The organism is Franconibacter daqui, from assembly GCF_014644275.1.
GTDB classification, from domain to species: domain Bacteria; phylum Pseudomonadota; class Gammaproteobacteria; order Enterobacterales; family Enterobacteriaceae; genus Franconibacter; species Franconibacter pulveris.
In genome coordinates this window covers 94,083-120,842 of sequence record NZ_BMKJ01000004.1, presented here as the reverse complement: position 1 = coordinate 120,842, position 26,760 = coordinate 94,083, and the positions used below count along the sequence as shown (strand labels likewise).

The 26,760-nt window shown below is 57.2% G+C and carries 22 protein-coding genes; 14 read left to right on the top strand and 8 right to left on the bottom strand.

Going from position 1 to position 26,760, the window contains the following annotated elements:
* Positions 1-12 precede the first annotated feature (12 nt).
* The 3 genes from IEX01_RS14580 to xylR all read left to right on the top strand — a co-directional run bounded on the left by IEX01_RS14580 (position 13) and on the right by xylR (position 3,990).
* Positions 13-1,554, top strand: a complete 1,542-nt coding sequence (locus IEX01_RS14580) for a xylose ABC transporter ATP-binding protein (RefSeq protein WP_188724084.1) — start codon at positions 13-15, stop codon at positions 1,552-1,554.
* On the top strand, positions 1,532-2,713 hold the full coding sequence (gene xylH, locus IEX01_RS14575) for a xylose ABC transporter permease XylH (RefSeq protein WP_188724083.1): 1,182 nt from the start codon (positions 1,532-1,534) through the stop codon (positions 2,711-2,713). The genes IEX01_RS14580 and xylH overlap by 23 nt, the downstream gene beginning before the upstream one ends.
* 98 nt (positions 2,714-2,811) lie before the next feature.
* On the top strand, positions 2,812-3,990 hold the full coding sequence (xylR, locus tag IEX01_RS14570) for a D-xylose utilization transcriptional activator XylR (protein ID WP_024557800.1): 1,179 nt from the start codon (positions 2,812-2,814) through the stop codon (positions 3,988-3,990).
* Positions 3,991-4,035: 45 nt separating this feature from the next.
* Here the strand turns inward: xylR and IEX01_RS14565 are convergent, their stop codons facing one another.
* Positions 4,036-4,860 (bottom strand): protein bax, encoded by an 825-nt coding sequence (locus tag IEX01_RS14565; protein ID WP_071997669.1) that lies wholly within the window; start codon positions 4,858-4,860, stop codon positions 4,036-4,038.
* A gap of 315 nt (positions 4,861-5,175) precedes the next feature.
* On the opposite strand from IEX01_RS14565, the gene IEX01_RS14560 reads away from it, so the two are divergent.
* From IEX01_RS14560 to IEX01_RS14550, 3 genes are all read left to right on the top strand, one after another.
* Positions 5,176-7,209, top strand: a complete 2,034-nt coding sequence (locus tag IEX01_RS14560; protein ID WP_188724082.1) for an alpha-amylase — start codon at positions 5,176-5,178, stop codon at positions 7,207-7,209.
* A gap of 169 nt (positions 7,210-7,378) precedes the next feature.
* A complete protein-coding gene (gene avtA, locus IEX01_RS14555; RefSeq protein WP_024557919.1) occupies positions 7,379-8,635 on the top strand; it encodes a valine--pyruvate transaminase in 1,257 nt (418 codons plus the stop codon).
* A gap of 138 nt (positions 8,636-8,773) precedes the next feature.
* Complete coding sequence (locus IEX01_RS14550; RefSeq protein WP_024557918.1) at positions 8,774-9,085, top strand: hypothetical protein; 312 nt, start codon at positions 8,774-8,776, stop codon at positions 9,083-9,085.
* A gap of 45 nt (positions 9,086-9,130) precedes the next feature.
* Here IEX01_RS14550 and exaC read toward each other — a convergent pair whose 3' ends face one another.
* The gene (gene exaC, locus IEX01_RS14545) at positions 9,131-10,669 is read right to left on the bottom strand and encodes an acetaldehyde dehydrogenase ExaC (RefSeq protein ID WP_024560068.1); all 1,539 of its coding nucleotides are present in this window, start codon (positions 10,667-10,669) and stop codon (positions 9,131-9,133) included.
* A gap of 166 nt (positions 10,670-10,835) precedes the next feature.
* On the opposite strand from exaC, the gene IEX01_RS14540 reads away from it, so the two are divergent.
* Positions 10,836-11,708 (top strand): ROK family protein, encoded by an 873-nt coding sequence (locus IEX01_RS14540; protein ID WP_024557916.1) that lies wholly within the window; start codon positions 10,836-10,838, stop codon positions 11,706-11,708.
* A 27-nt stretch (positions 11,709-11,735) separates the two neighbouring features.
* Here the strand turns inward: IEX01_RS14540 and yiaY are convergent, their stop codons facing one another.
* The 4 genes from yiaY to IEX01_RS14520 all read right to left on the bottom strand — a co-directional run bounded on the left by yiaY (position 11,736) and on the right by IEX01_RS14520 (position 17,056).
* The gene (gene yiaY, locus IEX01_RS14535) at positions 11,736-12,887 is read right to left on the bottom strand and encodes an L-threonine dehydrogenase (protein ID WP_024557915.1); all 1,152 of its coding nucleotides are present in this window, start codon (positions 12,885-12,887) and stop codon (positions 11,736-11,738) included.
* Positions 12,888-13,089: 202 nt separating this feature from the next.
* Positions 13,090-14,937 carry a selenocysteine-specific translation elongation factor gene (gene selB / locus IEX01_RS14530; RefSeq protein ID WP_188724081.1) on the bottom strand — a complete coding sequence of 616 codons (1,848 nt, stop codon included), beginning with the start codon at positions 14,935-14,937 and terminating at the stop codon, positions 13,090-13,092.
* The gene (gene selA, locus IEX01_RS14525; RefSeq protein WP_024560066.1) at positions 14,934-16,325 is read right to left on the bottom strand and encodes an L-seryl-tRNA(Sec) selenium transferase; all 1,392 of its coding nucleotides are present in this window, start codon (positions 16,323-16,325) and stop codon (positions 14,934-14,936) included. Before selA ends, selB begins: the two co-directional genes overlap by 4 nt.
* Before the next feature lie 122 nt (positions 16,326-16,447).
* A complete protein-coding gene (locus IEX01_RS14520; protein WP_188724080.1) occupies positions 16,448-17,056 on the bottom strand; it encodes a glutathione S-transferase in 609 nt (202 codons plus the stop codon).
* 501 nt (positions 17,057-17,557) lie between these two features.
* Between IEX01_RS14520 and IEX01_RS14515 the strand changes: the two genes are divergently transcribed.
* The 5 genes from IEX01_RS14515 to fpr all read left to right on the top strand — a co-directional run bounded on the left by IEX01_RS14515 (position 17,558) and on the right by fpr (position 23,358).
* On the top strand, positions 17,558-19,486 hold the full coding sequence (locus IEX01_RS14515; RefSeq protein ID WP_024557911.1) for a PTS mannitol transporter subunit IICBA: 1,929 nt from the start codon (positions 17,558-17,560) through the stop codon (positions 19,484-19,486).
* 174 nt (positions 19,487-19,660) lie between these two features.
* Entirely contained in the window at positions 19,661-20,809 is a 1,149-nt protein-coding gene (gene mtlD / locus IEX01_RS14510; RefSeq protein ID WP_188724079.1) for a mannitol-1-phosphate 5-dehydrogenase, read from the top strand.
* A gap of 48 nt (positions 20,810-20,857) precedes the next feature.
* On the top strand, positions 20,858-21,400 hold the full coding sequence (mtlR, locus tag IEX01_RS14505) for a mannitol operon repressor MtlR (protein ID WP_024557909.1): 543 nt from the start codon (positions 20,858-20,860) through the stop codon (positions 21,398-21,400).
* Positions 21,401-21,506: 106 nt separating this feature from the next.
* Complete coding sequence (glpX, locus tag IEX01_RS14500; protein WP_188724078.1) at positions 21,507-22,517, top strand: class II fructose-bisphosphatase; 1,011 nt, start codon at positions 21,507-21,509, stop codon at positions 22,515-22,517.
* A 94-nt stretch (positions 22,518-22,611) separates the two neighbouring features.
* Positions 22,612-23,358, top strand: coding sequence for a ferredoxin--NADP(+) reductase (gene fpr, locus IEX01_RS14495; protein WP_188724077.1), 747 nt, complete (start codon positions 22,612-22,614; stop codon positions 23,356-23,358).
* A gap of 2 nt (positions 23,359-23,360) precedes the next feature.
* Here fpr and IEX01_RS14490 read toward each other — a convergent pair whose 3' ends face one another.
* The gene (locus tag IEX01_RS14490) at positions 23,361-23,780 is read right to left on the bottom strand and encodes a DUF805 domain-containing protein (RefSeq protein ID WP_024557906.1); all 420 of its coding nucleotides are present in this window, start codon (positions 23,778-23,780) and stop codon (positions 23,361-23,363) included.
* 112 nt (positions 23,781-23,892) lie between these two features.
* Between IEX01_RS14490 and IEX01_RS14485 the strand changes: the two genes are divergently transcribed.
* Both IEX01_RS14485 and tpiA read left to right on the top strand, forming a co-directional pair.
* A complete protein-coding gene (locus IEX01_RS14485) occupies positions 23,893-24,492 on the top strand; it encodes a DUF1454 family protein (protein WP_188724076.1) in 600 nt (199 codons plus the stop codon).
* Positions 24,493-24,599: 107 nt separating this feature from the next.
* Positions 24,600-25,367: a triose-phosphate isomerase gene (gene tpiA / locus IEX01_RS14480; RefSeq protein ID WP_024557904.1), complete on the top strand. Its 768-nt coding sequence runs from the start codon at positions 24,600-24,602 to the stop codon at positions 25,365-25,367.
* Positions 25,368-25,431: 64 nt separating this feature from the next.
* Here tpiA and IEX01_RS14475 read toward each other — a convergent pair whose 3' ends face one another.
* The gene (locus IEX01_RS14475) at positions 25,432-26,736 is read right to left on the bottom strand and encodes an SLC13 family permease (RefSeq protein WP_188724075.1); all 1,305 of its coding nucleotides are present in this window, start codon (positions 26,734-26,736) and stop codon (positions 25,432-25,434) included.
* Positions 26,737-26,760 lie beyond the last annotated feature (24 nt).

The following is a 26,760-nucleotide window of genomic DNA, read 5'->3' as shown; positions in this document are numbered from 1 at the left end:
GGCGAGGGTGCTATGCCTTACTTACTCGAAATGAAAAACATCACTAAAGCATTCGGCGCGGTGAAAGCGGTGGATAACGTCACGCTCTCGCTGAATCCGGGTGAGGTGCTTTCGCTGTGCGGCGAAAACGGCTCTGGTAAATCAACGTTGATGAAAGTGCTCTGCGGCATCTACCCGCACGGCAGCTACGAGGGCGAAATTTGGTTCGCCGGAGAAAAACTGGAGGCGAACCACATTCGCGATACCGAGCGTAAAGGCATCGCGATAATTCATCAGGAGCTGGCTCTTGTGAAGCACCTGACGGTGCTGGAAAACATTTTTCTTGGCGCCGAGATAACGCACCGCGGCGTACTGGATTACGACACCATGACGCTACGCTGCCAGAAGCTGCTCGCCCAGGTCAGCCTCGCTATCTCACCCGATACCCGGGTCGGCGATTTAGGTCTCGGCCAACAGCAGCTGGTTGAAATCGCCAAGGCGCTGAATAAGCAAGTGCGGTTGTTGATTCTGGATGAGCCCACCGCGTCGCTCACCGAACAGGAAACCGCCGTGCTGCTGGAGATTATCCGCGACCTGCAAAACCACGGCATCGCCTGTATTTATATCTCCCACAAGCTGAACGAGGTAAAGGCGATCTCCAACACCATCTGCGTTATCCGCGACGGGCAGCACATCGGTACCCGGGAAGCCGAACAGATGTGCGAGGAGGATATCATCACCATGATGGTCGGCCGGGAGCTGACAGCGCTCTACCCTAACGAGCCGCACACCGCAGGCGAAGAGATTCTGCGCGTGGAAAACCTGACCGCCTGGCATCCGGTTAACCGGCACATCAAGCGGGTGAATAATGTCTCTTTTTCACTGCGCCGCGGTGAAATTCTTGGCATCGCAGGCCTGGTAGGCGCCGGACGAACAGAAGCGGTGCAGTGCCTGTTCGGCGTCTGGCCCGGCCGTCATGAAGGCAAAATCTTTATCGATGGCAAACCAGTGACGATAACCAACTGCAAACAGGCCATCGCGCACGGCATCGCCATGGTGCCGGAAGATCGCAAGAGAGACGGCATCGTGCCGGTAATGGCGGTCGGACAGAACATTACGCTGGCGGCGCTGGATAACTTTTCCGGCGCGCTGAGCGCGCTGGACGACGCGGCCGAGCAGCAGTGCATCTTACAGTCGCTACAGCGGCTGAAGGTGAAAACGGCCTCGCCCATGCTCGCTATCGGCCGCTTAAGCGGCGGCAACCAGCAAAAAGCGATTCTTGCGCGCTGCCTGCTGCTTAACCCCCGGGTGCTGATTCTGGATGAACCCACCCGCGGCATCGATATCGGAGCCAAATATGAGATCTACAAACTAATTAACCAACTGGTGCAACAGGGGATCGCGGTCATCGTTATCTCCTCCGAACTGCCGGAAGTGCTGGGCCTCAGCGACCGCGTACTGGTGATGCATGAAGGCCGCCTGAAAGCCAATCTTATCAACCATAACCTGACCCAGGAGCAGGTGATGGAAGCCGCACTGAGGAGCGACAGCCATGTCGAAAAGCAACCCGTCTGAAATGAAACTGGCCGCGCCGCTGGCGACGCCGCTCGGCAATTTGCGCGCGCTGAATTTACAAGTTTTTGTCATGATTGCCGCCATCGTCGCCATCATGCTCTTTTTCACCTTTATGACCGACGGCGCTTATCTGAGCGCCCGTAACGTTTCGAACCTGCTGCGCCAGACCGCCATTACCGGCATTCTGGCGGTAGGGATGGTATTTGTGATTATCTCGGCCGAAATCGACCTCTCTGTGGGCTCGATGATGGGCCTGCTTGGCGGCGCGGCGGCGATTTTTGACGTCTGGCTGGGCTGGCCGCTGCCGCTGACGGTGGTCGTCACTCTGTTGCTGGGGCTGCTGCTTGGCGCCTGGAACGGCTGGTGGGTCGCCTACCGCAAAGTCCCTTCGTTTATCGTCACGCTCGCCGGCATGCTGGCGTTTCGCGGCGTGCTGATAGGCATCACTAACGGTACTACTGTCTCGCCCACCAGCGCAGCGATGTCGCAAATCGGGCAAAGCTACCTGCCGGATGGCGTCGGTTTCGCGGTAGGCGCGCTGGGTTTAGGCGCGTTTATTATCTGGCAGTGGCGGGGACGTATGCGTCGTCAGGCGCTGGGTCTCAGCGCACCCGCCTCGGGCGGCGTAGTGGGACGCCAGGCTATTACCGCTATCGTTGTACTGGGCGCTATCTGGCTGCTGAATGATTATCGCGGCGTGCCAACCCCGGTGCTAATCCTGGCCTTTCTGCTGCTGGGCGGCCTGTTTATGGCGACGCGTACCGCATTTGGCCGGCGCATTTACGCTATTGGCAGCAACCTGGAAGCGGCGCGCCTCTCCGGTATTAACGTGGAGCGCACCAAGCTTGCCGTCTTTGCCATCAATGGCTTAATGGTCGCTATCGCAGGGTTAATTCTCAGCTCCCGCCTGGGCGCAGGCTCGCCTTCGGCCGGGAATATTGCGGAACTGGATGCCATCGCCGCTTGCGTGATTGGCGGCACCAGCCTGGCAGGCGGTATCGGCAGCGTGGCCGGCGCGGTGATGGGCGCATTTATTATGGCTTCGTTGGATAACGGCATGAGCATGATGGATGTGCCCACCTTCTGGCAGTACATCGTTAAAGGCGCCATTCTGCTGCTCGCTGTCTGGATGGATTCGGCAACCAAGCGTCGCGCCTGAACAAACCCGGCGGCAGATCACAATGTCAGTGCGGGGTTCGCCGCTCGCCGCCGGAATATGGTATTCAGACACAGGTTATGGGCCTGGAAATCAACACTATGTTTGAGAAGCGTCACCGCATTACGTTGTTATTTAACGCGAATAAAGCATATGACCGGCAGGTCGTTGAAGGCGTGGGTGAATATTTACAGGCTTCACAATCGGAGTGGGATATTTTTATTGAAGAGGATTTCCGCGCCCGTATCGACAATATCAAAGAGTGGTTAGGCGATGGCGTCATCGCTGATTTTGATGACCGGGAGATAGAGACGCTGCTGGCCGACGTTGACGTGCCGATTGTCGGCGTCGGCGGATCTTATCATTTGCCTGAGCACTATCCGGCGGTACATTACATCGCTACCGATAACCAGGCGCTGGTAGAGAGCGCCTTCCTGCACCTTAAAGAAAAAGGCGTCAATCGCTTCGCCTTTTATGGTCTGCCTGCTTCCAGCGGCAAACGCTGGGCGGCGGAGCGCGAACATGCTTTTAGCCAACTGGTGGCGCGGGAGAAATACCGGGGCGTCATCTATCAGGGGCTGGAGACCGCGCCGGAAAACTGGCAACACGCGCAAAATCGGCTGGCGGACTGGCTGCAAACGCTGCCGCCCCAGACCGGCATTATCGCCGTGACGGACGCGCGGGCGCGTCACCTTCTACAGGTTTGCGAACATTTGCACATTCCCGTGCCGGAAAAGCTGTGCGTTATCGGCATTGATAACGAAGAGCTGACGCGCTATTTGTCACGCGTGGCGCTCTCTTCAGTGGCGCAGGGCACGCGACAGATGGGGTATCAGGCAGCTAAGTTACTGCATCGCCTGCTCGATAATGAGTCGATGCCGTTGCAGCGCGTGCTGGTGCCGCCCGTACGAGTAGTAGAACGGCGTTCCACGGATTACCGTTCACTGCATGACCCGGCAGTTATCCAGGCGATGCATTACATTCGCAATCACGCCTGCAAAGGCATCAAGGTTGAACAGGTGCTGGATGCCGTAGGCATTTCCCGCTCTAATCTGGAAAAGCGCTTTAAAGAAGAGGTGGGCGAAACCATTCATGCGGTTATTCATGCAGAAAAGCTGGATAAAGCGCGCAGCCTGCTTATTTCTACCTCGTTAACTATTAACGAAATCTCACAAATGTGCGGCTACCCTTCGCTGCAATATTTTTACTCGGTGTTTAAAAAGGCTTACGAGTCGACCCCGAAAGATTATCGGGACAGGTATAGCGAAGTGCTGATTTAAGCAATAAAAAACGCCTTCCGGCTGGAAGGCGTTTTATCTGTCCGCTTAGTTTGCCGAAAGCAACCGGGCATTATCCTGGTACATGGCAAACAGGTAATTGTTATAGCTCTTACCTTTCGTCGAATAGCCTTTGAGCTTATGAATCATATTGCTCGCGGTAATTTCCTGATCCGCTTTGCGCAACTGGGCGCGTGATTTACGGAAGGAGTTGTAAGCCGGGTGCGTATTCAGATTTACCACATAAGCATTCACGGATTCTTTTACCGAAGTAAAGTGCGAATAACCTTTCACCTTGCCCGGCTCATTATTACAGTGGCGTTTCGCACACTTCATGCCGAACAGATTATTGTTACTGCGCGCAAGCTTAGAGGTGCCCCAGCCGCTTTCCGCCGCCGCCATGGTCGCGACCATGCTGGTTGGAATAATATCCACGCGCTCAAGCAGCGTATTCCACGGAATGCGTTTAGTATTGCCGCTCCAGCTAATCTTGTAGCGCTTCGTGATATCTTTCAGGCGCGCGCGTTCACTCGGCGACCAACGGCCCTCATACTGCTTAGAAATAAGCCAGTTACGGTCTGCCGTAATTGCCGCGTTTTGACTGGTAATATAGGGCATTACTGTCCGGAGAAACGCCTTTTTCCTTGGTGTCCCGGAAGGGTATTTTCGCAAGTCAGGAAGTGAACCGCTTTCACTATTGCGAGAATACTCTTTTTTACTGCTCGCCAGATTTTTACCGTCTTTTATTGCTGTTACGTGGGCTGTATGAGTCTTCTTAGTTGTGTGCTCTTTTGCCAGCACCTCACCCGATAAGCCAAGGGTGATCAACATGAATATCGCGGCCCCGAATCGGTGTAATCGAGTCGATATCATCAGCTCTCCTGGTCGGATATAAGCATTCCAACACCTTATTTTTCACAAATATTTAAGAAACGAATTTGAAATCGTATCAAAAATACCGGTCGATAGCATCAAAAGAAATAGTCCAAATCCTAAAAACTGTCACGTATGATTTTTACATCTCTTTGATTATTAAAAATAAAAGTCGTCAATTTTTTACGTGATAATACCAATGAATGACCTCAAAACTCAGCCCGTATCGTCCTCCCCTTTCACTACGAATAAAGGATGAGTTACTTTCATGGCAGCCAGGCGAAAATGGAGAAAAACCGCACAGGACGCCGCTTAATGAAACTTTCGCTCCTCGCCCTGCTGGCTATGCCAGGCCTTGTCTGGGCCAACTGGTCTGCGCCAGGACTGCCTGAATTTCACGAACAGCCCGCCGGGATATTTGTCAGCGACGCCACGCTCGCAAAAGGTACGCTTCCTCTTACCCTGACATTTGACCAGGCGTGCTGGCAGCCGGCAGACGCCATCAGGCTCAACCAGATGCTTTCGCTAAAACCCTGCGATGGCGCGCCGCCGCAGTGGCGCCTGTTTCGCGACGGCCATTACCGCGTGCAGATTGATACCCGCTCCGGCACGCCCACGCTAATGTTAAGCGTGCAGCAGGAAGCGGACGACACGACGCAGGAAGTTGCGCGCCAGTGCCCGAAATGGGACGGCAAGCCGTTAACGGTGCAGGTAAACAGCGTTTTCCCTGAAGGCAGCGAAGTGCGTGATTTTTACAGCGGCCAGACCGCCACGGTAACGAATGGCGCCATCACCCTGACCCCCGCTGCTAATAGCGACGGGCTGCTGCTGCTCGAACCCGCGCAAGCGGCTGGCAAAGCCCCTTTTAGCTGGCAAAATGCCACGGTTTACTTTGTGCTGACCGACCGCTTCGTCAACGGCAATCCGGCGAATGACAACAGCTACGGTCGTCACAAAGATGGGGGGGAGGAGATTGGCACTTTCCACGGCGGCGACCTGCAGGGCCTTGCCGGCAAACTTGATTACCTGCAGCAACTCGGCGTAAACGTTTTATGGATAAGCTCGCCGCTTGAGCAAATCCACGGCTGGGTGGGCGGCGGCACCAAAGGCGACTTCCCGCATTACGCTTACCACGGCTATTACGTGCAGGACTGGACGAAACTTGACGCCAACATGGGCAGCGAAGAAGACCTGCGAAACCTGGTGGATGAAGCGCATAAGCGCGGCATCCGCGTTCTGTTCGATATTGTGATGAACCATACCGGCTACGCCACGCTTGCGGATATGCAGGAGTTTCAGTTTGGCGCGCTTTACCTTAAAGATGACGAAATAAAAAAGACGCTGGGCGACCGCTGGACCGACTGGCGGCCAGGGCCCGGCCAGAGCTGGCACAGCTTTAACGACTATATTAATTTCAATGACGGCCCCGCCTGGGAAAACTGGTGGGGTAAAAAATGGATCCGCACCGATATTGGCGACTATGACAACCCGGGCTTTGACGACCTCACGATGTCGCTCTCTTTTCTACCGGATTTGAAAACGGAATCTGTCGAGCCCTCCGGGCTGCCTGGCTTCTACCGCCATAAGCCCGATACCGCCGCCCGGGAATTAGCGGACTTCACGCCGCGGGACTATCTCACCCACTGGCTTAGCCGCTGGGTGAAAGATTTCGGCATTGACGGCTTTCGCGTAGATACCGCAAAACATGTGGAGATGGGTGCCTGGCGGCAGCTCAAAACCCAGGCCAGCGAAGCGCTGCAGGCCTGGAAAGCCGCCAACCCGGACAAAAAACTGGATGACGCCCCCTTCTGGATGACCGGCGAAGCCTGGGGCCACGGCGTGATGCAGAGCGAGTACTATCAGCACGGCTTCGACGCGATGATTAATTTCGATTATCAGGAGCAGGCGGCGAAGGCGGCGGATTGCCTGGCGGAGATCGATACCACCTGGCAGCAGATGGCGGAAAAACTTCAGCAGTTCAACGTACTGAGCTATCTCTCCTCACATGACACGCGCCTGTTCCGGGAAGGCGGGCAGCGCGCCGCGGAATTGCTGCTGCTCACGCCCGGCGCCGTACAGATTTTTTATGGCGATGAAACGGCGCGCCCCTTCGGCCCGACCGGCTCCGATCCGCTACAGGGGACGCGTTCAGACATGAACTGGCAGGACGCCCTGGGTAAAAACGCAGCCATGCTTGAGCACTGGCAGCGAATAAGCCAGTTCCGCGCCCGTCATCCCGCTATCGGCGCGGGCAAACAAACCACACTAGCGTTGGGCCAGGGCTACGGTTTCGCGCGTGAGCAGGGCGACGACAAGGTTATCATCGTCTGGGCGGGAAACCCTGAATAAGCCACCCCGGCAGGTGTGATGAAGAAAGCCAGCGAAGCGATATTTCATACTGAAAATTAAGCTCAGGAAAACATATCCTCCGCTTCGTCTGGCTTTACGACCATTTGCACCGCGATATATGTAGCGTTATCGTTAGCCTCTTTTAAAAGAAATGCGACACAATACGGCTATGACGTTTTCCCTTTTCGGCGACAAATTTACCCGCCATGCAGGCATCACGCGCCTGATGGAGGATCTCAACGACGGTTTGCGCACTCCCGGCGCCATCATGCTGGGCGGTGGAAACCCGGCGCAAATTCCCGCCATGAATGACTACTTCCAGCAACTGCTTGCCGACATGCTGCAGAGCGGCAAAGTGACTGACGCGCTTTGTAATTATGACGGTCCGCAGGGCAAGAGCGAGCTTCTCGCGGCGCTGGCGGCGATGCTACGTGAAACATCCGGCTGGGATATCGAACCACAAAATATTGCACTAACAAACGGCAGCCAGAGCGCATTTTTCTACTTATTTAACCTCTTCGCGGGTCGACGCGCCGACGGCACGACGCGCAAGGTGCTTTTCCCGCTGGCGCCGGAGTATATCGGCTACGCGGATGCGGGTCTGGAAGAAGAGTTGTTTGTTTCAGCGCGGCCCAACATTGAACTGCTGCCGGATGGCCAGTTCAAATATCACGTCGATTTCGAACATCTGCATATCGGTGAGGAGACGGGAATGATTTGCGTATCCCGTCCGACTAACCCTACCGGTAACGTTATTACAGACGATGAGCTGATGAAGCTCGATGCGCTGGCAAACCAGCACGATATCCCCTTGGTTATCGACAACGCTTACGGCGTGCCTTTCCCGGGCATTATTTTCACCGAGGCGCGTCCGCTGTGGAACCCGAACATTATCCTGTGCATGAGCCTGTCGAAACTGGGTCTGCCGGGCAGTCGCTGCGGCATTATCGTCGCCAATGAGAAAGTCATTTCCGCTATCAGCAATATGAACGGCATTATCAGCCTGGCGCCCGGCGGCATCGGCCCGGCGATGGCCTGCGAAATGATTAAACGTAACGACCTGCTGCGTCTTTCTGAAACCGTCATTAAACCGTTCTACCAGCAGCGCGTTCAGGAAACGATCGCGACCATTCGCCGCTATTTATCCCCGGAACGCTGCCTGATCCACAAACCTGAAGGCGCGATTTTCCTCTGGCTGTGGTTTAAAGATTTGCCGATTACCACCGAACTGCTTTATCAGCGCCTGAAAAAGCGCGGCGTGCTGATGGTGCCGGGCGATTATTTCTTCCCGGGCCTTGATAAACCCTGGCCGCACACACACCAGTGCATGCGCATGAACTATGTGCCGGAGCCGGAAAAAATCGAGGCGGGGGTAAAAATCCTGGCGGAAGAAGTAGAGCTGGCCTGGCGCGAAGCCGGGCAGTAAACCGCTTTCACGCAACAAAAAGCGCCGCTTGCCGGCGCTTTTTCATTTTCAACGCCCCGCCATTTTTTGTAGGGCATTCTGGCGCTTAACATAAAGATGCCCGATACTCGGCGCACGCTCTCCCTTTCTGGACCTCCTATGAATAAGGAAATTACCGCCGTTGTCAGCGTGAAGCAGATTAAGCCCGGCAGCATCTACCGGATTTTGTTAACCGGACTTGGCACCTCTCTGATGCTACTCTGCTTTCTTTTCGGTCTGCTGGCCTGCTTTGGCTACGACACGCTGAACTGGAATAACAAGCCGATCCATGGCCTGCTGGCGCTGCCAGCATCACTGGCGATGGGCCTCTTTTTCTCCGTTATATTGACGGCATTGATCGGCACACTGACCTGTGCAGGGCTGTGGATTTACAGCCGCTTCCGCCGTCTGGATATTAAAGTCGTGGAGTAATCAGACAGGAAAAAAAGCAGGCTGCGGGCGCAGCCTGCGATGCGATTAAAACAGCCCCAGCGGCTTATCGGAGTAGCTCACCAGCAGGCATTTGGTTTGCTGGTAGTGCTCCAGCATCATTTTGTGGGTTTCACGACCAATGCCGGACTGCTTGTAGCCGCCAAAAGCGGCATGCGCAGGATAGGCGTGGTAACAGTTAGTCCAGACGCGGCCCGCCTGGATGCCGCGGCCCATCTTATAGGCAAGGTTGCCGTTGCGGCTCCAGACGCCTGCGCCCAGGCCGTACTGGGTGTCGTTGGCGATTTCCAGCGCCTCGTCCATGGTTTTGAAGGTGGTTACCGCCAGCACCGGCCCGAAAATTTCCTCCTGGAAAACGCGCATGCTGTTCTGGCCGAACAATATGGTGGGCTCAAGGTAATATCCCTCTTTTAGCTCGCCTTCCAGCGCCTTGCGTCGCCCGCCGGTCAGTACATCCGCCCCCTCTTTTTTACCGATATCGATATAGTTAAGAATGGTGTCGAGCTGGCCTTTGGAAACCTGCGCGCCCATCTGCGTCAGGGTGTCGAGCGGGTTGCCGCTGCGAATGGCCTCCACGCGGCGAATGGCGCGCTCCATAAAGCGCTCGTAGATGGACTCCTGCACCAGCGCACGGCTCGGGCAGGTGCAGACCTCTCCCTGGTTAAAGGCGAAAAGCGCGAAGCCCTCCAGCGCCTTTTCGAAAAAAGCATCCTCTTCGTCCATCACATCTGCAAAAAAGATGTTGGGTGATTTCCCGCCCAGCTCCAGCGTGACCGGAATGATGTTCTGGGTCGCGTACTGCATGATCTGCTGCCCTACTTCAGTCGAGCCGGTAAACGCCACTTTCGCGATGCGTTTTGAGGTTGCCAGATATTCGCCAATCTCGCCGCCTGCGCCATTGACCACGTTAACCACGCCGGGCGGCAGCAGGTCGCCGACAATTTCCATCAGCAGCAGGACCGAAAGCGGGGTCAGCCGGGCAGGCTTGAGCACAATGCAGTTGCCTGCCGCCAGCGCCGGGGCCATTTTCCAGCTCGCCATCAGCAGCGGGAAGTTCCACGGGATAATTTGCCCCACAACGCCGAGCGGCTCGTGGAAATGGTACGCCACGGTTTCGTTATCCACCTCGCTGATGCCCCCTTCCTGCGCGCGGATGCAGGAGGCGAAATAGCGGAAATGGTCAATCGCCAGCGGCACGTCGGCGGCGCTGGTTTCACGGATAGGCTTGCCGTTGTCCCAGGTTTCCGCCGTCGCCAGCCGTTCCAGGTTTTGCTCCATCCGGTCGGCGATCTTCAGCAGGATAGATGCTCTCTCCTGCACCGAGGTTTTTCCCCACTGTTCTTTCACCGCGTGGGCGGCATCTAACGCCAGGTCGATATCTTTTTTGCCGGAGCTTGCTACTTCACACAACAGCTGGCCGGTCACCGGCGTCAGGTTCTGGTAATAATCGCCTTCTACGGGCGCCACCCATTCACCGCCGATAAAGTTGTCATAGCGGGCTTTCAGATTCAGAGGGTAGCCATATTCGGCGGGGTTGATGCGGGTGTTCGGAGGATTATTAGTCATGGTTTTCTCCTGGTCGGGGTACCCTTCAAGCGTAGACGGCGACCGCTCATTTTATGTCCGCCTTCTGCCTGCTTTACGACACGCCTCACGGATTACGTTCTTTTACGTTTCGCCCATTGTTTTCAGCCATACTCAAAAGCAGAGACGGGTCAGATAAGGAAAGATGATGCGACATTTCATTGGCTTTGACGTGGGCGGCTCACATATTAAGCACGGCCTGATTACCGAAGAGGGCGAGGAGCTCAGCAGCGACGAATTTGATACGTCCTACGACAAAGAGGCGTTTAAAAGCGCCTGGAAAAAGGTGGTGGAAACGTATCAGAAAGAGCAGGAGATAGCGGGCATCGGCATTAGCTTTCCCGGTTATATCAATCCCTATACTGGCGATGTGCCTAAAGCGGGCGCGCTCGATTTTCTCGACGGCGTCAACTTGCTGGAGATGTTTGGCGAGCTGACCGACCTGCCCATTACTATTGAAAACGACGCCAACTGCGCGGCGCTGGGTGAAATGTGGCGCGGAGCGGGCAAGCAGTACGAATCGCTTATCTGCATGACTATCGGCACCGGCATCGGCGGCGGCATTATCCTGGAGCGCCAGCTGCTGCGCGGTTCGCACTTTCGCGCCGGGGAATTCGGCGTTATGCCGGTAGGGGATAACGGCGAGAATATGCATGAGATTGCCTCGGCGCGCGGGCTGATTGAAGCAAGCCGTCAGGCGCTGTCGCTCCCGGCCGACGCGCCGCTGCACGGTAAGGAGATTTTCGAGCGCATGGAGAACGATGTGCATCTGCGCGAAGTGGTGGATAAATGGGTGAGCTATTTATCGCGCGGTATTTACAGCGTGGTTTCGATGTTCGATCCGCAAGTGGTGCTGATTGGCGGCGGCGTCTGTCAGCAGCAGAAGCTTTACCCCATGCTCGAGCGCGCACTGGAAAAATACACCTTCTGGGATGCGCTGCGCGTACCGATTCAACCGTGTGAACTGGGCAACCAGGCCGGGCGCCTTGGCGCGGTGTGGCAGGCCGTACGCAAACAGTAGCCCCGCCCGAACGGCGGGGCTGAGAACTTACATAGCAGCATGGAAAATCGCCATAATCTCCTCATGCGTGGCCTGAATCGGGTTGGTCAGGCCGCAGGCGTCTTTCAACGCATTAGCCGCCAGCACCGGAATATCCTCTTCCTTCACGTTCAGCTCACGCAGGCCAGCCGGAATGTGAACCTGTCGCGCCAGCGCCTGGATGGTCTCAATGCAAAGCGCGGCGCCCTCTTTATCTGAAAGCCCGCTCACGTTGCATCCCAATGCCTGCGCGCAATCCCGCAGGCGTCCGGCGGCCAGCGCGCTGTTAAAGCGCTGCACATGCGGCAGCAGAATCGCATTGCATACCCCGTGCGGCAGATCGTAAAAACCACCCAGCTGATGCGCCATGGCATGAACATAGCCCAATGACGCGTTGTTAAAAGCCATGCCGGCCAGGAACTGCGCATACGCCATGGCTTCGCGCGCCGCCATGTTGTTGCCCTGCGCTACCGCTTGCGTCAGGTTCTGGCTGATCATGGCGATGGCTTTCAGCGCGCAGGCGTCGGTTATGGGCGTGGCGGCGGTGGAAACATAAGCTTCGATGGCGTGCGTAAGCGCGTCCATCCCTGTTGCCGCCGTCAGCGAGGCGGGCATGCCGACCATAAGCGCCGGGTCGTTTACCGAAAGCACCGGCGTAACGTGTTTATCGACAATCGCCATTTTCACATGGCGGCTCTCGTCGGTGATGATGCAGAAACGGGTCATCTCCGAAGCGGTGCCTGCGGTAGTGTTGATGGCTATCATCGGCAGCTGCGGCTTCGCGGAACGGTCCACGCCCTCATAGTCACAGATATGGCCGCCGTTGGTTGCGACCAGCGCTATCCCTTTCGCGCAGTCGTGCGGCGAGCCGCCGCCCAGCGAAACAACGCAGTCGCAGCGATGCTGATTCAATAAATCCAGCCCGGCTTTTACGTTTGCGGTGGTGGGGTTAGGGTGCGTGCCGTCAAAAATAACGCTTTTGATATCGCGGGCCGCCAGCAGGCGCTGCACGTTGTCCGCCATGCCGAGCTTGCTGAGCATAATATCGGTCACGATCAGCGCGCTGCGGTAGCCGTAGCCATGCATCGCGTCCAGCGCTTCCTCTAAGGCATTCGCACCAATGATATTGACGGAGGGGATATAAAAAGTCGCAGTAGTCATCATCTTTTCCCTGGTAGTGAAGTAAGCACCGCCGAAAATAGCCCTGTTATCCGCAGGGAAAAAGCAAAGAAAAGACTTTTAGGAAAAAGGAATAGAAAAACGGTATGCGCTCAAATAAAAACCATAAAAATCAATAGTATTTCCAGTAATAACAGCAAAAAAGTGTGAAAATAAACAAGCCGTTATTTCCACACTTTCGGGTTTATTCCGCGAGGTGGAAAAGCGCGCTGTCGCGTAACAGATGTTCATTGCCGCGACGACGGGTAAAGCCGATACGGTCAAAATATTCGAGGATTTGAATCGCCAGTTTGCGGCCAACATTAAGGCGATCGCGAAAATCAGCGGCAACCGTCGTTCCTTTCTCCCGATCCAGATCGCGGATCATGTCGGCGAAGGCCACAATGCGATCGTGGCGATAGTAGCGATCTTTAACGATCGCGGTGATAAACCCTTGCTGGGCCGCCAGCCGCAACAGCTGGCGCATCTCCTGCTCTTCTTCTCCCGCCTCGCGCGCCAGGTCGCGCACCCACCAGGGTTCGTCGCCAAACAGCGGCGCGATTTTCTCCCAGACGGCCTGCTGAGCGGCGTTAAAGCCAGCTTCATGGCCCGGCAGGTGCAGCCACCCTTCGCGGCTGGCCAGCGCGCCATCGCGGCGCATCTGTTCAATGAGCGCGAGCACCAGCGGCTCCGCTTCAGAGGGCAGCGCCATGCGGCGCAGCCGCTCGCGTCCCGGCCCTGGCTCTTCGCGGTGGCTTTCATGATAGCGGGCAAGGGTGGCGAGCAATTTTTCCCGCCAGCGCTGCGCCACCCCTTCGCTCAGCGCGTAGTCACCCGCCTGTAGCACGCTTTGGGTGGAAATAAGGTCCCGCAGCCCCGCCTGCGTGAGCTGCCGCGCCCAGCCAAAGGCGGAAAGCGAAACGGCGCCGCGCTCAAGGTGGCGCGACAGCGCCTCCGCATCGCTTTGCGCACGGGCAAGCTTTGCCAGCCAGCCTAAAAATTCAGGCTGGCGTTTGCCGCGCTTTGGCGCCTCCAGCAGCACGACTTTCGCGCCCGCCAGCGTCACGCGAGCGCTGATATCGCGCAGCACCAGCCTGTCGTTATCGGCAAGCCACAGCGGGGAATCCAGCACCAGCTCCGCCAGATCGTTTTCCAGCAGCGATACGCGCCCGGTGATATGGCTCGCGGCGTGATGAATATGCACCGGCTGCCACTGCTGCAACGGGGCGTGGCGCTGTAGTTCAACAATGACCCGCTCGACCGCCGCCAGCGGCTTTTGCGAAAGCAGCCAGTCGCCGCGCGTAATATCCGCCTTTTCCGCCTCGCCGCTGATATTCAGGGCGATACGTTGCCCCGCATGCGCCTGTTCAACGGGCTGATTCTGCGCATGCATTCCGCGCACGCGCATCGGTTTTTCCGCGCCGGTAAGCCACAGGGTCTCGCCCACGTTAACCTCGCCGGAAAGCGCGGTGCCGGTGACCACAAGCCCCGCGCCTTTTACACTGAAAGCACGGTCTATCGCTAAGCGGAATCGGTGCGCGGTCAGGCGCTCCCGCTCCGGCAACTGGCTCAGATGCGCGCGCAGCGCGTCAATGCCTAACCCCTGCGTGGCGGCGGTGACAAACACGTTCGCTTCCCGCCAGCCGAACGCCCGCAACGTAGCGAGCGCTTCTTCACGTACCGCTTCCACTCTCGCGTCATCCACCCGGTCCGCTTTAGTGAGCGCCACGGTCAGGGCCGGTTGCCCGGTGAGTTGCAGAATCGCGAGATGCTCGCGGGTTTGCGCCATCACGCCGTCGTCGCACGCCACGACCAGCAGCGCGTGATCGATGCCGCCCACGCCTGCCAGCATATTGGCGAGAAACTTCTCATGCCCCGGCACGTCGATAAAGCCGATAACGCGGCCATCCGGCTGCGGCCAGTAGGCGTAGCCGAGATCGATAGTCATCCCGCGCTTTTTCTCTTCCGGCAGACGGTCGGCGTTAATCCCGGTAAGCCGTTCAAGCAGCGTGGTTTTGCCGTGGTCCACATGCCCGGCGGTGGCGATAATCATTGCAACAACATCTCCATCAGTCCCGCCTCATCTTCAAGGCAGCGTAAATCAAGCCATAAGCGGCCGTCATAAATGCGGCCGATTACCGGTTTTGGCAGCGCGCGCCAGCGCTCGGCCAGCGCGTTCAGACGACTGCCGCGCCCGTCGCGCGGCGTAAAAGCCAGCGCCGCGCCCGGCAGGCGGTCAACCGGCAGCGAACCGCTGCCAATCTGCGACAGGCAAGGCATCGCCTGGACGGTGAACTCCGCCTCATAGCGCGCCTGCAAAGCTGGTAACAGCCGCTGCGCCTGCTCATTGATTGCGTCGGCGCTACGGGTTAACAGGCGCAGCGTAGGCAGCGTTTCCGTCAGCGTTTCAGGGTGCAGATAAAGACGAAGCGTCGCCTCCAGCGCCGCCAGCGTCATCTTGTCGGCGCGCAGCGCACGCTTGAGCGGGTGCGTCTGCAGACGTTCGATAAGCGCCCTTTTGCCGACGATGATCCCCGCCTGTGGGCCGCCAAGCAGTTTGTCGCCGGAAAAACTCACCAGGCTTACGCCCGCCGCGATAAGCGCCTGCGGCATCGGCTCTTTTGGCAGGCCGTACTCGCTTAAATCGATAAGCGAGCCGCTGCCGAGATCGGCAATCACCGGCACCCCAAGCTCCTCGCCGAGCGCCGCCAGTTCGGTCTCTTCCACCGCTTTGGTGAAGCCTTCAATAGCGTAATTGCTGGTATGCACCTTCATCAGCAGCGCGGTATTTTCTCCTACCGCCTGGCGGTAATCTTTCAGGTGCGTGCGATTAGTGGCGCCCACTTCCACGAGTCTGCACCCCGCCTGGCGCATGACATCCGGAATACGGAACGCGCCGCCAATTTCCACCAGCTCGCCGCGGGAAACCACCACCTCCTTGCCTGCCGCCGTGGCGGCCAGCATCAGCAGCACCGCCGCCGCGTTGTTATTAACGATACAGGCGTCTTCCGCGCCGGTGAGTTGACAAAGCAGGTCGGCCAGCGCCCGGTCGCGGTGGCCGCGTCCGGCGCCGTCGAGATCGTATTCCAGCGTGACGGGGGACTGCATCGCCTGCGTAACGGCGTCTACCGCCGCCTGCGCCTGCAAAGCGCGGCCAAGATTGGTATGCAGCACCGTGCCTGAGAGGTTGTAAACCGGGCGTAGCGCGCTTTGCGTGCGGCTCTGGAGGCGAGAAACCGTCTCTTTCGCCCAGTCGGCGCACCAGTCGGGCAGCGTCTGGCTTTCGCGAATGGTCTGCCGCGCTTCATCCTGCAATGTGCGCAGGATACCCACGACCTGGCTGTGTCCGTAGCTGTCGAGCACGGGTTGAAACGCCGCAGCGCGCAGCAGCCGGTCCGTGGCGGGCAGCTGGCTGTAAAGTGAAGAAGTCTGGCTTGTCATGAAAAATGTAGGTTGGCTGAATTTAGCGCTAATCTACCACCAAATAACAGGAGATTCAGTTGCCGTAGCGCTTTACGCGAAGCCCGGCGCGTTTACGCCGGGAGGTAAAGGAGAAGAGAGCTTCAGGTTTTCGGCGGCTCGGTACGAGCGAAGCTTTCGCGCTGGAATAAGGTTTCTACCAGCTTTACCAGATGAGGTCGGTTAACGCACCAGCCCGGCGAAACGCGGCGGAAGTTAAGATAGCCGATGGCGCAGCCTGCCGCGATGGTCGCAACAGAGAGGTTATCCGCGCTCAGCGTGCCGTTGGCGGTATGCTGCTCCAGCGCATCAAGCGCACGGCTGATTTTCTCCCGCTGGCGCAGCAGTTCCGTTTCCGACTGTTGCGCTGCCGGGCGCTGCAGTTCACGCACATGGACCAGCCCGGCGTCCATCACGCCATCGGCCAGCGCTTCCAGTTGACGCACTTTCAACGCCTCATGCGGGTCGCGCGGCAGCAGGGCTGGCTCAGCCTCGAGCAGTTCAAGGTATTCGGCGATAATCGGTGAATCGAACCACTGCTCGCCGCTGTCGGTCACCAGCGCCGGCACCTTGCCCAACGGGTTGTATTGCGCCACCCCGCTTTGCTCCGCGTAAGGCGATTCATTAACAAACTCGAAGGTAATGCCTTTCTCCAGCAGAATGACTGAGATTTTCCGGACAAACGGGCTGGTGTAACTACCGATAAGCTTCATGGCCTGCTCCTTTATGCGTCAACGCCGACAGTGGCTAAGTATGGCTCAGGTTACGTTAAAAGCAGGCGGGCGGGAACGCGCTATACTGAGGGCCGGTACATGCGTAATAAAATTACAGCGCGGCAATGCGCCGCCAGGCAGTTTGCGGTCGATCACAGAGAATAAAAAGAAGGAAAAATCGCATGTGATTTAGATCACAAAATAAAAACAAAAACGCCACATTAAATTGTGACATTATTCACGTTTTCATCGTTTTTACGTTCATAAATTCGTCATCGTTCTTTTTTTACACGAATGTTTTGTGATTGAAGTCACTAAATAAGCCCCTGATCCCCCTCGCTTCATGTGATATAGATCACACTTAAACCCACCATCTGGACAGTTGCTTTATTCGGTGCCAGATTCGCGTCATCCAGAGCATTCGGCCGGCTACCTCTGCCGCCACGTTAACAATAAACCTCGGGCTGCTGGCCTGCGCGTAACCATAAGAAGGGGTGTTTTATGTCATCCGATATCAAGATCAAAGTGCAAAGCTTTGGTCGTTTTCTCAGCAATATGGTAATGCCCAATATCGGCGCGTTTATCGCGTGGGGTATTATCACCGCATTATTCATTCCGACGGGGTGGCTGCCGAACGAGACGCTGGCGAAGCTCGTGGGTCCGATGATCACCTATCTGCTGCCCCTGCTTATCGGTTATACCGGCGGCCGTCTGGTTGGCGGCGACCGCGGCGGCGTAGTAGGCGCTATCACGACCATGGGCGTTATCGTCGGCGCCGACATGCCGATGTTCCTCGGCGCGATGATCGCCGGCCCGCTGGGCGGCTGGGCCATTAAACATTTCGACAACTGGGTTGACGGCAAAATCAAATCCGGCTTCGAAATGCTGGTGAACAACTTCTCCGCCGGCATCATCGGTATGATCCTGGCGATTCTGGCGTTCCTTGGCATCGGTCCGGCCGTTGAAGTTCTCTCCAAAGCGCTGGCTGCGGGCGTCAACTTCATGGTGGTTCACGACATGCTGCCGCTGGCGTCCATCTTTGTTGAGCCGGCGAAAATCCTGTTCCTTAACAACGCCATCAACCACGGCATCTTCTCGCCGCTGGGCATTCAGCAGTCTCATGAACTCGGCAAGTCTATCTTCTTCCTGATTGAAGCTAACCCGGGTCCGGGGATGGGCGTGCTGCTGGCTTACATTTTCTTCGGTCGCGGCAGCGCTAAACAGTCTGCTGGCGGCGCGGCTATCATCCACTTCCTGGGCGGTATCCACGAAATCTACTTCCCGTACGTGCTGATGAACCCGCGTCTGCTGATCGCCGTTATCCTCGGCGGTATGACCGGCGTGTTCACCCTGAGCGTGCTGAACGGCGGCCTGGTTTCTCCGGCTTCTCCGGGTTCTATCCTGGCGGTGCTGGCGATGACGCCGAAAGGCGCTTACTTTGCAAACCTCGCGGCTATCTTTGCGGCCATGGCGGTTTCCTTCGTTATCTCCTCTATCCTGCTGAAAACCAGCAAGGTGAAAGAAGAAGACGATCTGGAAGCGGCGACCCGTCGCATGCACGATATGAAAGCGCAGTCCAAAGGCGCGACGGCAGCCACCCCGCTGGCCGCTGGCGATGTGACTAACGACCTGAGCCACGTGCGTAAAATCATCGTCGCCTGCGACGCCGGTATGGGCTCCAGCGCCATGGGCGCGGGCGTGCTGCGTAAGAAAGTGCAGGATGCCGGCCTGAGCAATATCTCTGTAACCAACAGCGCGATTAACAGTCTGCCGTCGGACGTGGACGTGGTCATTACCCACCGCGACCTGACCGAGCGCGCTATGCGCCAGGCGCCGCAGGCGCAGCACATTTCGCTGACCAACTTCCTCGACAGCGGCCTGTACACCAACCTGACCGAACGTCTGGTTGCCGCGCAGCGCCATACTGACAACGAAGCGAAAGTACGCACCAGCCTGCAGGACAGCTTTGACGACAGCAGCAGCAACCTCTTCAGGCTGGGCGCGGAAAACATCTTCCTCGGCCGTACCGCGGCGACCAAAGAAGAAGCTATCCGTTTCGCAGGCGAGCAGTTGGTGAAAGGCGGTTATGTGCAGCCGGAATATGTTGAGGCGATGCTGGAGCGTGAAAAGCTGACCCCGACTTACCTGGGCGAGTCTATCGCCGTTCCGCACGGCACTGTTGAAGCGAAAGATCGCGTACTGAAAACCGGCGTCGTCTTCTGCCAGTATCCGCAGGGCGTACGCTTCGGCGAAGAAGAAGACGATATCGCCCGGCTGGTGATAGGCATCGCGGCGCGTAACAATGAACATATCCAAGTTATCACCAGCCTGACTAACGCGCTGGATGATGAGAGCGTAATTGAGCGTCTGGCGCACACCACCAACGTTCAGGAAGTGCTTGATCTGCTGGCCGGTAAAAAAGCGGCCTGATGTATCAGGGAGAGGATGACAGTCCCTCTCCCTTTTAACGTTGAAGGTTTTGCCTGCACCAGGGCAACCCTTCCCTCTCCCCCTCGGGAGAGGGCAAGGGAAAGGGAGTTTCTGCAACACCTCTTTCCCCAGCCCTCTCGGGCGAACGACTCAAGTTTAAGAAGGGTTCAGACAATGAAAGCATTACATTTCGGCGCAGGTAATATTGGACGTGGCTTTATCGGCAAACTGTTAGCGGACGCGGGCATTGAACTGACTTTCGCCGACGTAAACCAGGCGGTGCTGGACGCGTTGAACGCACGTCGCAGCTACCAGGTTCATGTAGTCGGCGAACAGGAGCAGGTCGAGACCGTATCGGGCGTAAGCGCGGTCAGCAGCGCGGGCGAAGAAGTGGTAGACCTTATCGCGCAGGTTGACCTGGTGACCACCGCGGTCGGCCCGGTAATCCTGGAGCGTATCGCGCCGACGATTGCCAAAGGCCTGGCAAAGCGCAAAGCGCAGGGCAACAACCAGCCGCTCAATATTATCGCGTGTGAAAACATGGTGCGCGGCACCTCGCAGTTAAAAGATCATGTGCTGAAAGCGCTGTCGCAGGAAAATATCGCCTGGATGGAAGATCACGTAGGCTTTGTCGATTCCGCTGTGGACCGCATCGTGCCGCCAGCCGCCTCCGCCAGCAGCGACCCGCTGGAAGTGACCGTAGAAACCTTCAGCGAGTGGATTGTCGATAAAACGCAATTCAAAGGCCAACTGCCGGCCATTGCGGGTATGGAGCCCACCGAAAACCTGATGGCTTTTGTCGAGCGTAAGCTCTTCACGCTAAACACCGGACATGCTATAACCGCGTACCTCGGAAAACTGACCGGTCATCAGACCATTCGCGACGCCATCCTGGACGAGAAAATTCGCCTCGTGGTCAGAGGCGCGATGGAAGAGAGCGGCGCGGTGCTGATCAAGCGCTACGGTTTTGACGACGCGAAGCACGCGGCCTATATCGAAAAAATTCTTGGCCGCTTCGAAAACCCGTATCTGAAAGATGATGTGGAGCGCGTAGGCCGTCAGCCGCTGCGCAAGCTGAACGCCGGAGATCGCTTAATTAAACCGCTGCTCGGTACGCTGGAATACAATCTGCCTCACCATAATCTGGTGAAAGGGATTGCCGCCGCGATGCACTACCGCAGCGAGCAGGATCCGCAGGCGCAAGAGCTGGCTGAGCTTATTGAGAAACAGGGCCCGAAAGAGACGCTGGTGCAGATTTCCGGCCTCGACGCAGGTAGCGACGTGGTCGCTGAAATCATTAAAGAATACAACGCGAAAGCGTAATGAGTACCGGGCGCGGCTGAGTCTGCGCCCGGCGTTTTATTGTCAGATATGCAGGCAACGATGGAAGAAACACAGGCCTTTGAAAACCGAGTGCTTGAGCGTCTGAATGCTGGCAAAACCGTAAGAAGCCTGTTGATTGCCGCCGTGGAGCTTTTGACCGAGGCGGTAAATATCCTGGTGCTTCAGGTGTTCCGCAAAGATGACTACGCGGTGAAATATGCCGTCGAACCGCTGCTTGATGGCGATGGCCCGCTGGGCGATCTCTCCGTTCGTCTTAAGCTCATCTATGGTCTTGGCGTGATTAGCCGTGCGGAATATGAAGATTGCGAGCTGCTGATGGCGCTGCGCGAAGAGCTGAATCATGACGGTAACGAATATCTCTTTACCGATGACGAGATCCTCGGCCCTTTTGGCGAGCTGCACTGCGTAGCCGCGCTGCCGCCGGCGCCGACCCTGATCGAAGGCGGCGACACGGAATTGCTGGCGATGCAAAAGCAGCGTTATCAGCAGATCCTGCGTTCCACCATGGTGCTCTCCCTGACTGAGCTGATTTCTAAAATCAGCTTAAAAAAAGCATTTCAAAAAAAGTGACTCCGGCGGTGGCGTAACCTCGTTACCCAGCGCCTATCCTGCCCAATATCAGGCCTTTCCCACGCTGTGCTACACTCCGTCGCAATTTACTTTGTGAGAATGAGTTATGAGACGAGAGCTTGCTATCGAATTTTCCCGCGTTACGGAAGCCGCCGCGCTGGCGGGCTATAAATGGCTTGGCCGCGGCGATAAAAACGCCGCTGACGGCGCCGCGGTGCACGCCATGCGCATCATGCTCAACCAGGTCAATATCGACGGGCGGATCGTGATTGGCGAAGGAGAGATAGACGAAGCGCCGATGCTCTACATCGGCGAGCAGGTGGGCACCGGCAAAGGCGACGCGGTGGATATCGCCGTCGACCCTATCGAGGGCACCCGCATGACGGCGATGGGCCAGGCTAACGCGCTGGCGGTGCTGGCGGTGGGCGATAAAGGCAGCTTCCTGAACGCGCCGGATATGTATATGGAAAAGCTGATTGTCGGCCCTGGCGCGAAAGGCGTTATCGACCTTAACCTGCCGCTTGCGCAAAATCTCTATAACATCGCCAGCGCGCTACATAAGCCGCTGTGCGAACTGACCGTCACCCTGCTTGCGAAACCGCGCCATGATGCGGTTATCGCTGAGCTACAGCAGCTGGGCGTACGCGTTTTCGCGATTCCCGATGGCGATGTGGCGGCCTCTATCCTCACCTGTATGCCAGATAGCGAAGTGGATGTGCTTTACGGCATCGGCGGCGCGCCCGAAGGGGTGGTTTCCGCCGCCGTTATCCGCGCGCTGGATGGCGATATGCAGGGCCGCCTGCTGGCGCGCCATCAGGTAAAAGGCGATACGCCGGAAAACCGCGCCATTGGCGAGCAGGAGCTGGATCGTTGCCGACAGATGGGCATCGAAGCGGATAAAGTACTGCGGCTTGATGAGATGGCGCGCAGCGATAACGTGATTTTTTCCGCCACCGGCATCACCAAAGGCGATCTTCTTGACGGCATCAGCCGCAAGGGCAATATCGCCACCACCGAAACGCTGCTGATTCGGGGCAAATCCCGCACCATTCGCCGCATAAAATCAATCCATTACCTGGATCGCAAAGATCCGGACGTACAAACGCATATACTTTAAGACATTTGTCTGAATGAGCTTTCCGGCCCCGGCGGGCTGGAAATCTCCGCTCCCCCTGGCGAAGATAAAGCAAAAGTAATGACAGGAGTGCAAGATGGCGGATTGGGTCACCGGTAAAGTCGTACGGGTTGAGCACTGGACCGATGCTCTTTTTTCTCTCATTGTTCATGCGCCTGTGGCGCCGTTTACTGCTGGCCAATTTACCAAACTGGCGCTGGAGATTGACGGCGAACGCGTGCAGCGCGCCTATTCCTACGTCAACGCGCCGGGCAATCCGGACCTTGAGTTTTATCTGGTCACCGTGCCGGAGGGGAAGCTCAGTCCGCGCCTGCACGCCATGAAGCCTGGCGATGAAGTGATGCTGGTTAGCGACGCGGCGGGCTTTTTCGTGCTGGAAGAGGTGCCGGAATGCGAAACGCTGTGGATGCTGGCCACGGGGACGGCCATCGGCCCCTATCTTTCCATTTTGCAGGAAGGCAAAGATCTGGACCGCTTTAACAATATCGTGCTGGTGCATGCCGTGCGCTATGCGCAAGATTTAAGCTATTTGCCGCTGATGCTGGTGCTACAGCAGCGCTATGAAGGCAAGCTGCGCATTCAGACTGTGGTGAGCCGCGAAGAAGTGGCAGGGTCGCTTACAGGGCGCGTGCCTGCGCTTATTAGCAGCGGCGCGCTGGAAGACGCGGTCGGGCTGCCGATGGATACGCAAACCAGCCATGTAATGCTCTGCGGCAATCCGCAAATGGTGCGCGATACCCAACAGCTGTTAAAAGATACCCGGCAGATGACCAAACATTTGCGTCGTCGTCCGGGCCACATGACGGCCGAGCATTACTGGTAATCTCAGCGGTATTTCACATCCAGCGTCTCTTTGCCGTACTTGTTTTCGCCCTGGGTGCCGATAAAGGCGCCCAGTTCGATGACCAACATCACAATAATCAGCGTGGGGATAAAGCGCCCCACGGCCCACTGCCAGACGCCGGCCAGTATGGCCCAGTTGCCTGCCAGCAGCATCCACGCGAGGATGAATAAAAACGCCCATGCGCCCGATTTCCCCCGATCGTGCAGACGTTTTACCATCACCGCCGCGGTTGGCCACAGCAGGCAAACCAGCATAAACGCCGCCGTTTGCGAATTCAGCATATCGTTGCCTGCCAGCATAAACAGCGCCGTCATGGCGACCAGCCATAAAACGACCCATACCCAGAAATCACGGCGGCCAATGCGGCCCTTAAACGAAAATAACCATTGCTGTAAGGTCATGCCATCTTCCTTTTATCGTAATGCCGCGTAGTTTACCCTGGCGCGACGCCTTTTTGACAAGGCCGCCGCTTCTCGTTTTAATCGCTGTGACAAGCAACCGGGAGTGGGTGTCATGAAGTTTCTGCCTTATGCCTTATTGTTGATACTGCCGCTGGCGGCAGGCCATGCCGATCCGCTGACGCCGGAAGAAAGCGAGACGCCCGCCGCGCCCTATCTGCTGCCAGGCGCGCCCGTATTTGATATCACCATCTCCCGCTTCCGGGAAAGTTTCAATACTACCAACCCTGGTTTACCGCTGAATGAATTTCGCGCCATTGAAACCAGCCGCGATAAAACGAACCTCACCCGGGCGGCGACCAAAATCAATGAAAACCTGTATGCCTCAACGGCGCTTGAGCGCGGCACGTTAAAAATTAAAAGTATGCAGATAACCTGGCTGCCGATTCAGGGGCCGGAACAGAAAGCCGCCAGAGCGAAAGCGTTGCAGTATATGGCGGCGGTATTAAGAAGCTTTACGCCGGGGCTATCGGCTGCGCAAAGCCAGGCGCGGCTGACGCGTTTGCTGAGCGCCGGGAAAAACCAGCGCTACTTTAGCCAGACGGAAGGAGCGATTCGCTATGTGGTTTCAGATAGCGGCGAAAAGGGGCTAACTTTCGCTGTTGAACCGATTAAGCTTGCACTTACGGATACTCTGGAAGGCAACAATAAATGACAAAAAGCAAAGCCTTTCCGTACGCGAATCTCTATACTGTTTCACAGACCGCGCTGCCCTGAAGGGCAGCAATATTCCTTAATTCGCCTAGCGCGTGGAGAATAAAAATGCGACATCCTTTAGTGATGGGTAACTGGAAACTCAACGGCAACCGCCACATGGTTAACGAGCTTATCGGCAACCTGCGTAAAGAACTGGCGGGCGTAACCGGCTGCGACGTGGCAATCGCCCCGCCAGCGATGTACCTGGATCTGGCGAAGCAGGCCGCTGCAGGCAGCCATATCATTCTTGGCGCGCAGAACGTTGACGTAAACCTGTCCGGCGCCTTCACCGGCGAAACTTCCGCTGAAATGCTGAAAGATATCGGCGCGAAGTACATCATTATCGGCCACTCCGAGCGTCGCACCTACCACGCGGAGTCTGACGAGTTCATCGCCAAAAAATTCGCCGTGCTGAAAGAGCAGGGTCTGGTGCCGGTGCTGTGCATTGGTGAAACCGAAGCGGAAAACGAAGCGGGTAAAACGGAAGAAGTTTGCGCTCGTCAGATCGACGCCGTGCTGAAAACGCAGGGCGCAGCCGCTTTCGAAGGCGTAGTGATTGCTTACGAACCGGTATGGGCTATCGGTACCGGCAAATCCGCTACGCCGGCGCAGGCGCAGGCGGTACACAAGTTCATCCGCGACCATATCGCTAAAGCCGACGCTAAAATCGCTGAGCAGGTCATCATTCAGTACGGCGGCTCCGTAAACGCTGCTAACGCCGCTGAGCTGTTCACGCAGCCGGATATCGACGGCGCGCTGGTAGGCGGCGCGTCGCTGAAAGCGGATGCTTTCGCTGTCATCGTGAAAGCGGCGGCGGAAGCTAAGCAAGCGTAATCGCGTCGTTTATCCGCCCCACGGCTTAAAGCCCGGCAAGCGCATCGCTGCCGGGCTTTTTATTTCAGAGCTTGCCAAGTAGTTGAAACCAGCCGTAATCCAGCGGCAGCAGAATCAGAAAGGTCGCGACCGCCAGCCACAGACAGAGCTTCATGCCCGCCCGGGCAGGCACTTTGCCAAGCGCCATCGCCACCACTATCGGCGAGGCTTGATAAGGCAGCAGCGGTGTTGAATAGCCCAACACCTGAATCATAATCACAGAGAGCAGCGGAAAACCTGTCGCCTGCGAAAAGCTTTGCGCGAGCGTGGTATAAAGCGCCGGTACGCCGTTCGCGGTCATAATGAAATTCAGCGCCGTGGTAATGCCCGTCAGCGCCGCAAAGCTGGTGAAAGGCTTGTCCGGATCAAGCGGCATCACGTGCAGCAGCGCTTCGCCCACCGCGCGGCCAAGCCCGGTTTGCGTTACCGTGGTAGCAAGCCCGAGAATGCCCGCAACGTAAATGCAGGTGCGCATATTCACACCGCTGGAAAATTCTTCGCCCGAGATAAAACCCACGCGCGGCAGCAGCGTAACGACGGCTGCGGCAAGGCCGGTCCAGGCAGGGCCGATGCCGTGCCAGCTTTCGGTTACCCACAGCGCTAACACTACCAGCAGCAGCCAGGCGAGCCGCTTTTCCGCGCCGCTCATCGGCTGCGTGGGCGGCAAATGCTGCGGTGGCTGCGCTTTGCCCGGAAACAACCAGCAGATAAGCGCAACCAATATCATCCCTTTGAGAAGACCGAGTACCGGGGTATGCAACAGCAGATAGGGGAGATAGTTAAGGTGCAGGCCGTAAGAGCCTTCCGCCGCACCGCTCATCACCAGGTTCGGCACGTTGGCGGGCAGAATGGTGGCGGAGAGCTGAAAAGTGCCGAACCCCACCGCCAGCGCCAGCCCGTACCAGCCGCGCGTGCCCTCTTCCACGCCGGCGCGCTTCGCCATCGCCGCCACAATCGGCATGAGCAGCGCGATGCGTCCCATGTTTGAAGGCATCACAAACGCCAGCGCGTAGCTCAGCAACACAACGCTGCCGACCATCTGCCACCATTCGCCGGTAAGCCGCGCCGACAACGCCCTGGCGGCCCGGTCGGCCAGACCGGTTTTACGGATAGCCACGCCGAGCACGAAGCCGCTGAACACCAGCCAGAAAGCGGAGGAGGCAAAACCGCTGAAGATGGTCTCCGGCGGGGCGATTTTTAACATCATCGCTACCGTGAAAAACAGCAGCGCGGTAATAAACTCCGCCAGCAGCGAGGTCGCCCACAGGATAATAGTGATAAAAATAACCAGCGTGGGCAGAAACAGAGGGTGAGAAAACCAGTGCGACATACCTGTCTCCTGTTGAAAATTCAG

Coding starts and splice junctions, on each gene's coding strand:
- IEX01_RS14515 (WP_024557911.1), top strand. CDS start 17,558: ATGTCATCCGATATCAAGATCAAAGTGCAAAGCTTTGGTCGTTTTCTC.
- selB (WP_188724081.1), bottom strand. CDS start 14,937: ATGATTATCGCCACCGCCGGGCATGTGGACCACGGCAAAACCACGCTG.
- IEX01_RS14485 (WP_188724076.1), top strand. CDS start 23,893: ATGAAGTTTCTGCCTTATGCCTTATTGTTGATACTGCCGCTGGCGGCA.
- avtA (WP_024557919.1), top strand. CDS start 7,379: ATGACGTTTTCCCTTTTCGGCGACAAATTTACCCGCCATGCAGGCATC.
- xylR (WP_024557800.1), top strand. CDS start 2,812: ATGTTTGAGAAGCGTCACCGCATTACGTTGTTATTTAACGCGAATAAA.
- mtlR (WP_024557909.1), top strand. CDS start 20,858: ATGCAGGCAACGATGGAAGAAACACAGGCCTTTGAAAACCGAGTGCTT.
- IEX01_RS14490 (WP_024557906.1), bottom strand. CDS start 23,780: ATGACCTTACAGCAATGGTTATTTTCGTTTAAGGGCCGCATTGGCCGC.
- yiaY (WP_024557915.1), bottom strand. CDS start 12,887: ATGACTACTGCGACTTTTTATATCCCCTCCGTCAATATCATTGGTGCG.
- exaC (WP_024560068.1), bottom strand. CDS start 10,669: ATGACTAATAATCCTCCGAACACCCGCATCAACCCCGCCGAATATGGC.
- IEX01_RS14475 (WP_188724075.1), bottom strand. CDS start 26,736: ATGTCGCACTGGTTTTCTCACCCTCTGTTTCTGCCCACGCTGGTTATT.
- IEX01_RS14580 (WP_188724084.1), top strand. CDS start 13: ATGCCTTACTTACTCGAAATGAAAAACATCACTAAAGCATTCGGCGCG.
- IEX01_RS14560 (WP_188724082.1), top strand. CDS start 5,176: ATGAAACTTTCGCTCCTCGCCCTGCTGGCTATGCCAGGCCTTGTCTGG.
- xylH (WP_188724083.1), top strand. CDS start 1,532: ATGTCGAAAAGCAACCCGTCTGAAATGAAACTGGCCGCGCCGCTGGCG.
- selA (WP_024560066.1), bottom strand. CDS start 16,325: ATGACAAGCCAGACTTCTTCACTTTACAGCCAGCTGCCCGCCACGGAC.
- IEX01_RS14520 (WP_188724080.1), bottom strand. CDS start 17,056: ATGAAGCTTATCGGTAGTTACACCAGCCCGTTTGTCCGGAAAATCTCA.
- glpX (WP_188724078.1), top strand. CDS start 21,507: ATGAGACGAGAGCTTGCTATCGAATTTTCCCGCGTTACGGAAGCCGCC.
- IEX01_RS14540 (WP_024557916.1), top strand. CDS start 10,836: ATGCGACATTTCATTGGCTTTGACGTGGGCGGCTCACATATTAAGCAC.
- fpr (WP_188724077.1), top strand. CDS start 22,612: ATGGCGGATTGGGTCACCGGTAAAGTCGTACGGGTTGAGCACTGGACC.
- tpiA (WP_024557904.1), top strand. CDS start 24,600: ATGCGACATCCTTTAGTGATGGGTAACTGGAAACTCAACGGCAACCGC.
- mtlD (WP_188724079.1), top strand. CDS start 19,661: ATGAAAGCATTACATTTCGGCGCAGGTAATATTGGACGTGGCTTTATC.
- IEX01_RS14565 (WP_071997669.1), bottom strand. CDS start 4,860: ATGATATCGACTCGATTACACCGATTCGGGGCCGCGATATTCATGTTG.
- IEX01_RS14550 (WP_024557918.1), top strand. CDS start 8,774: ATGAATAAGGAAATTACCGCCGTTGTCAGCGTGAAGCAGATTAAGCCC.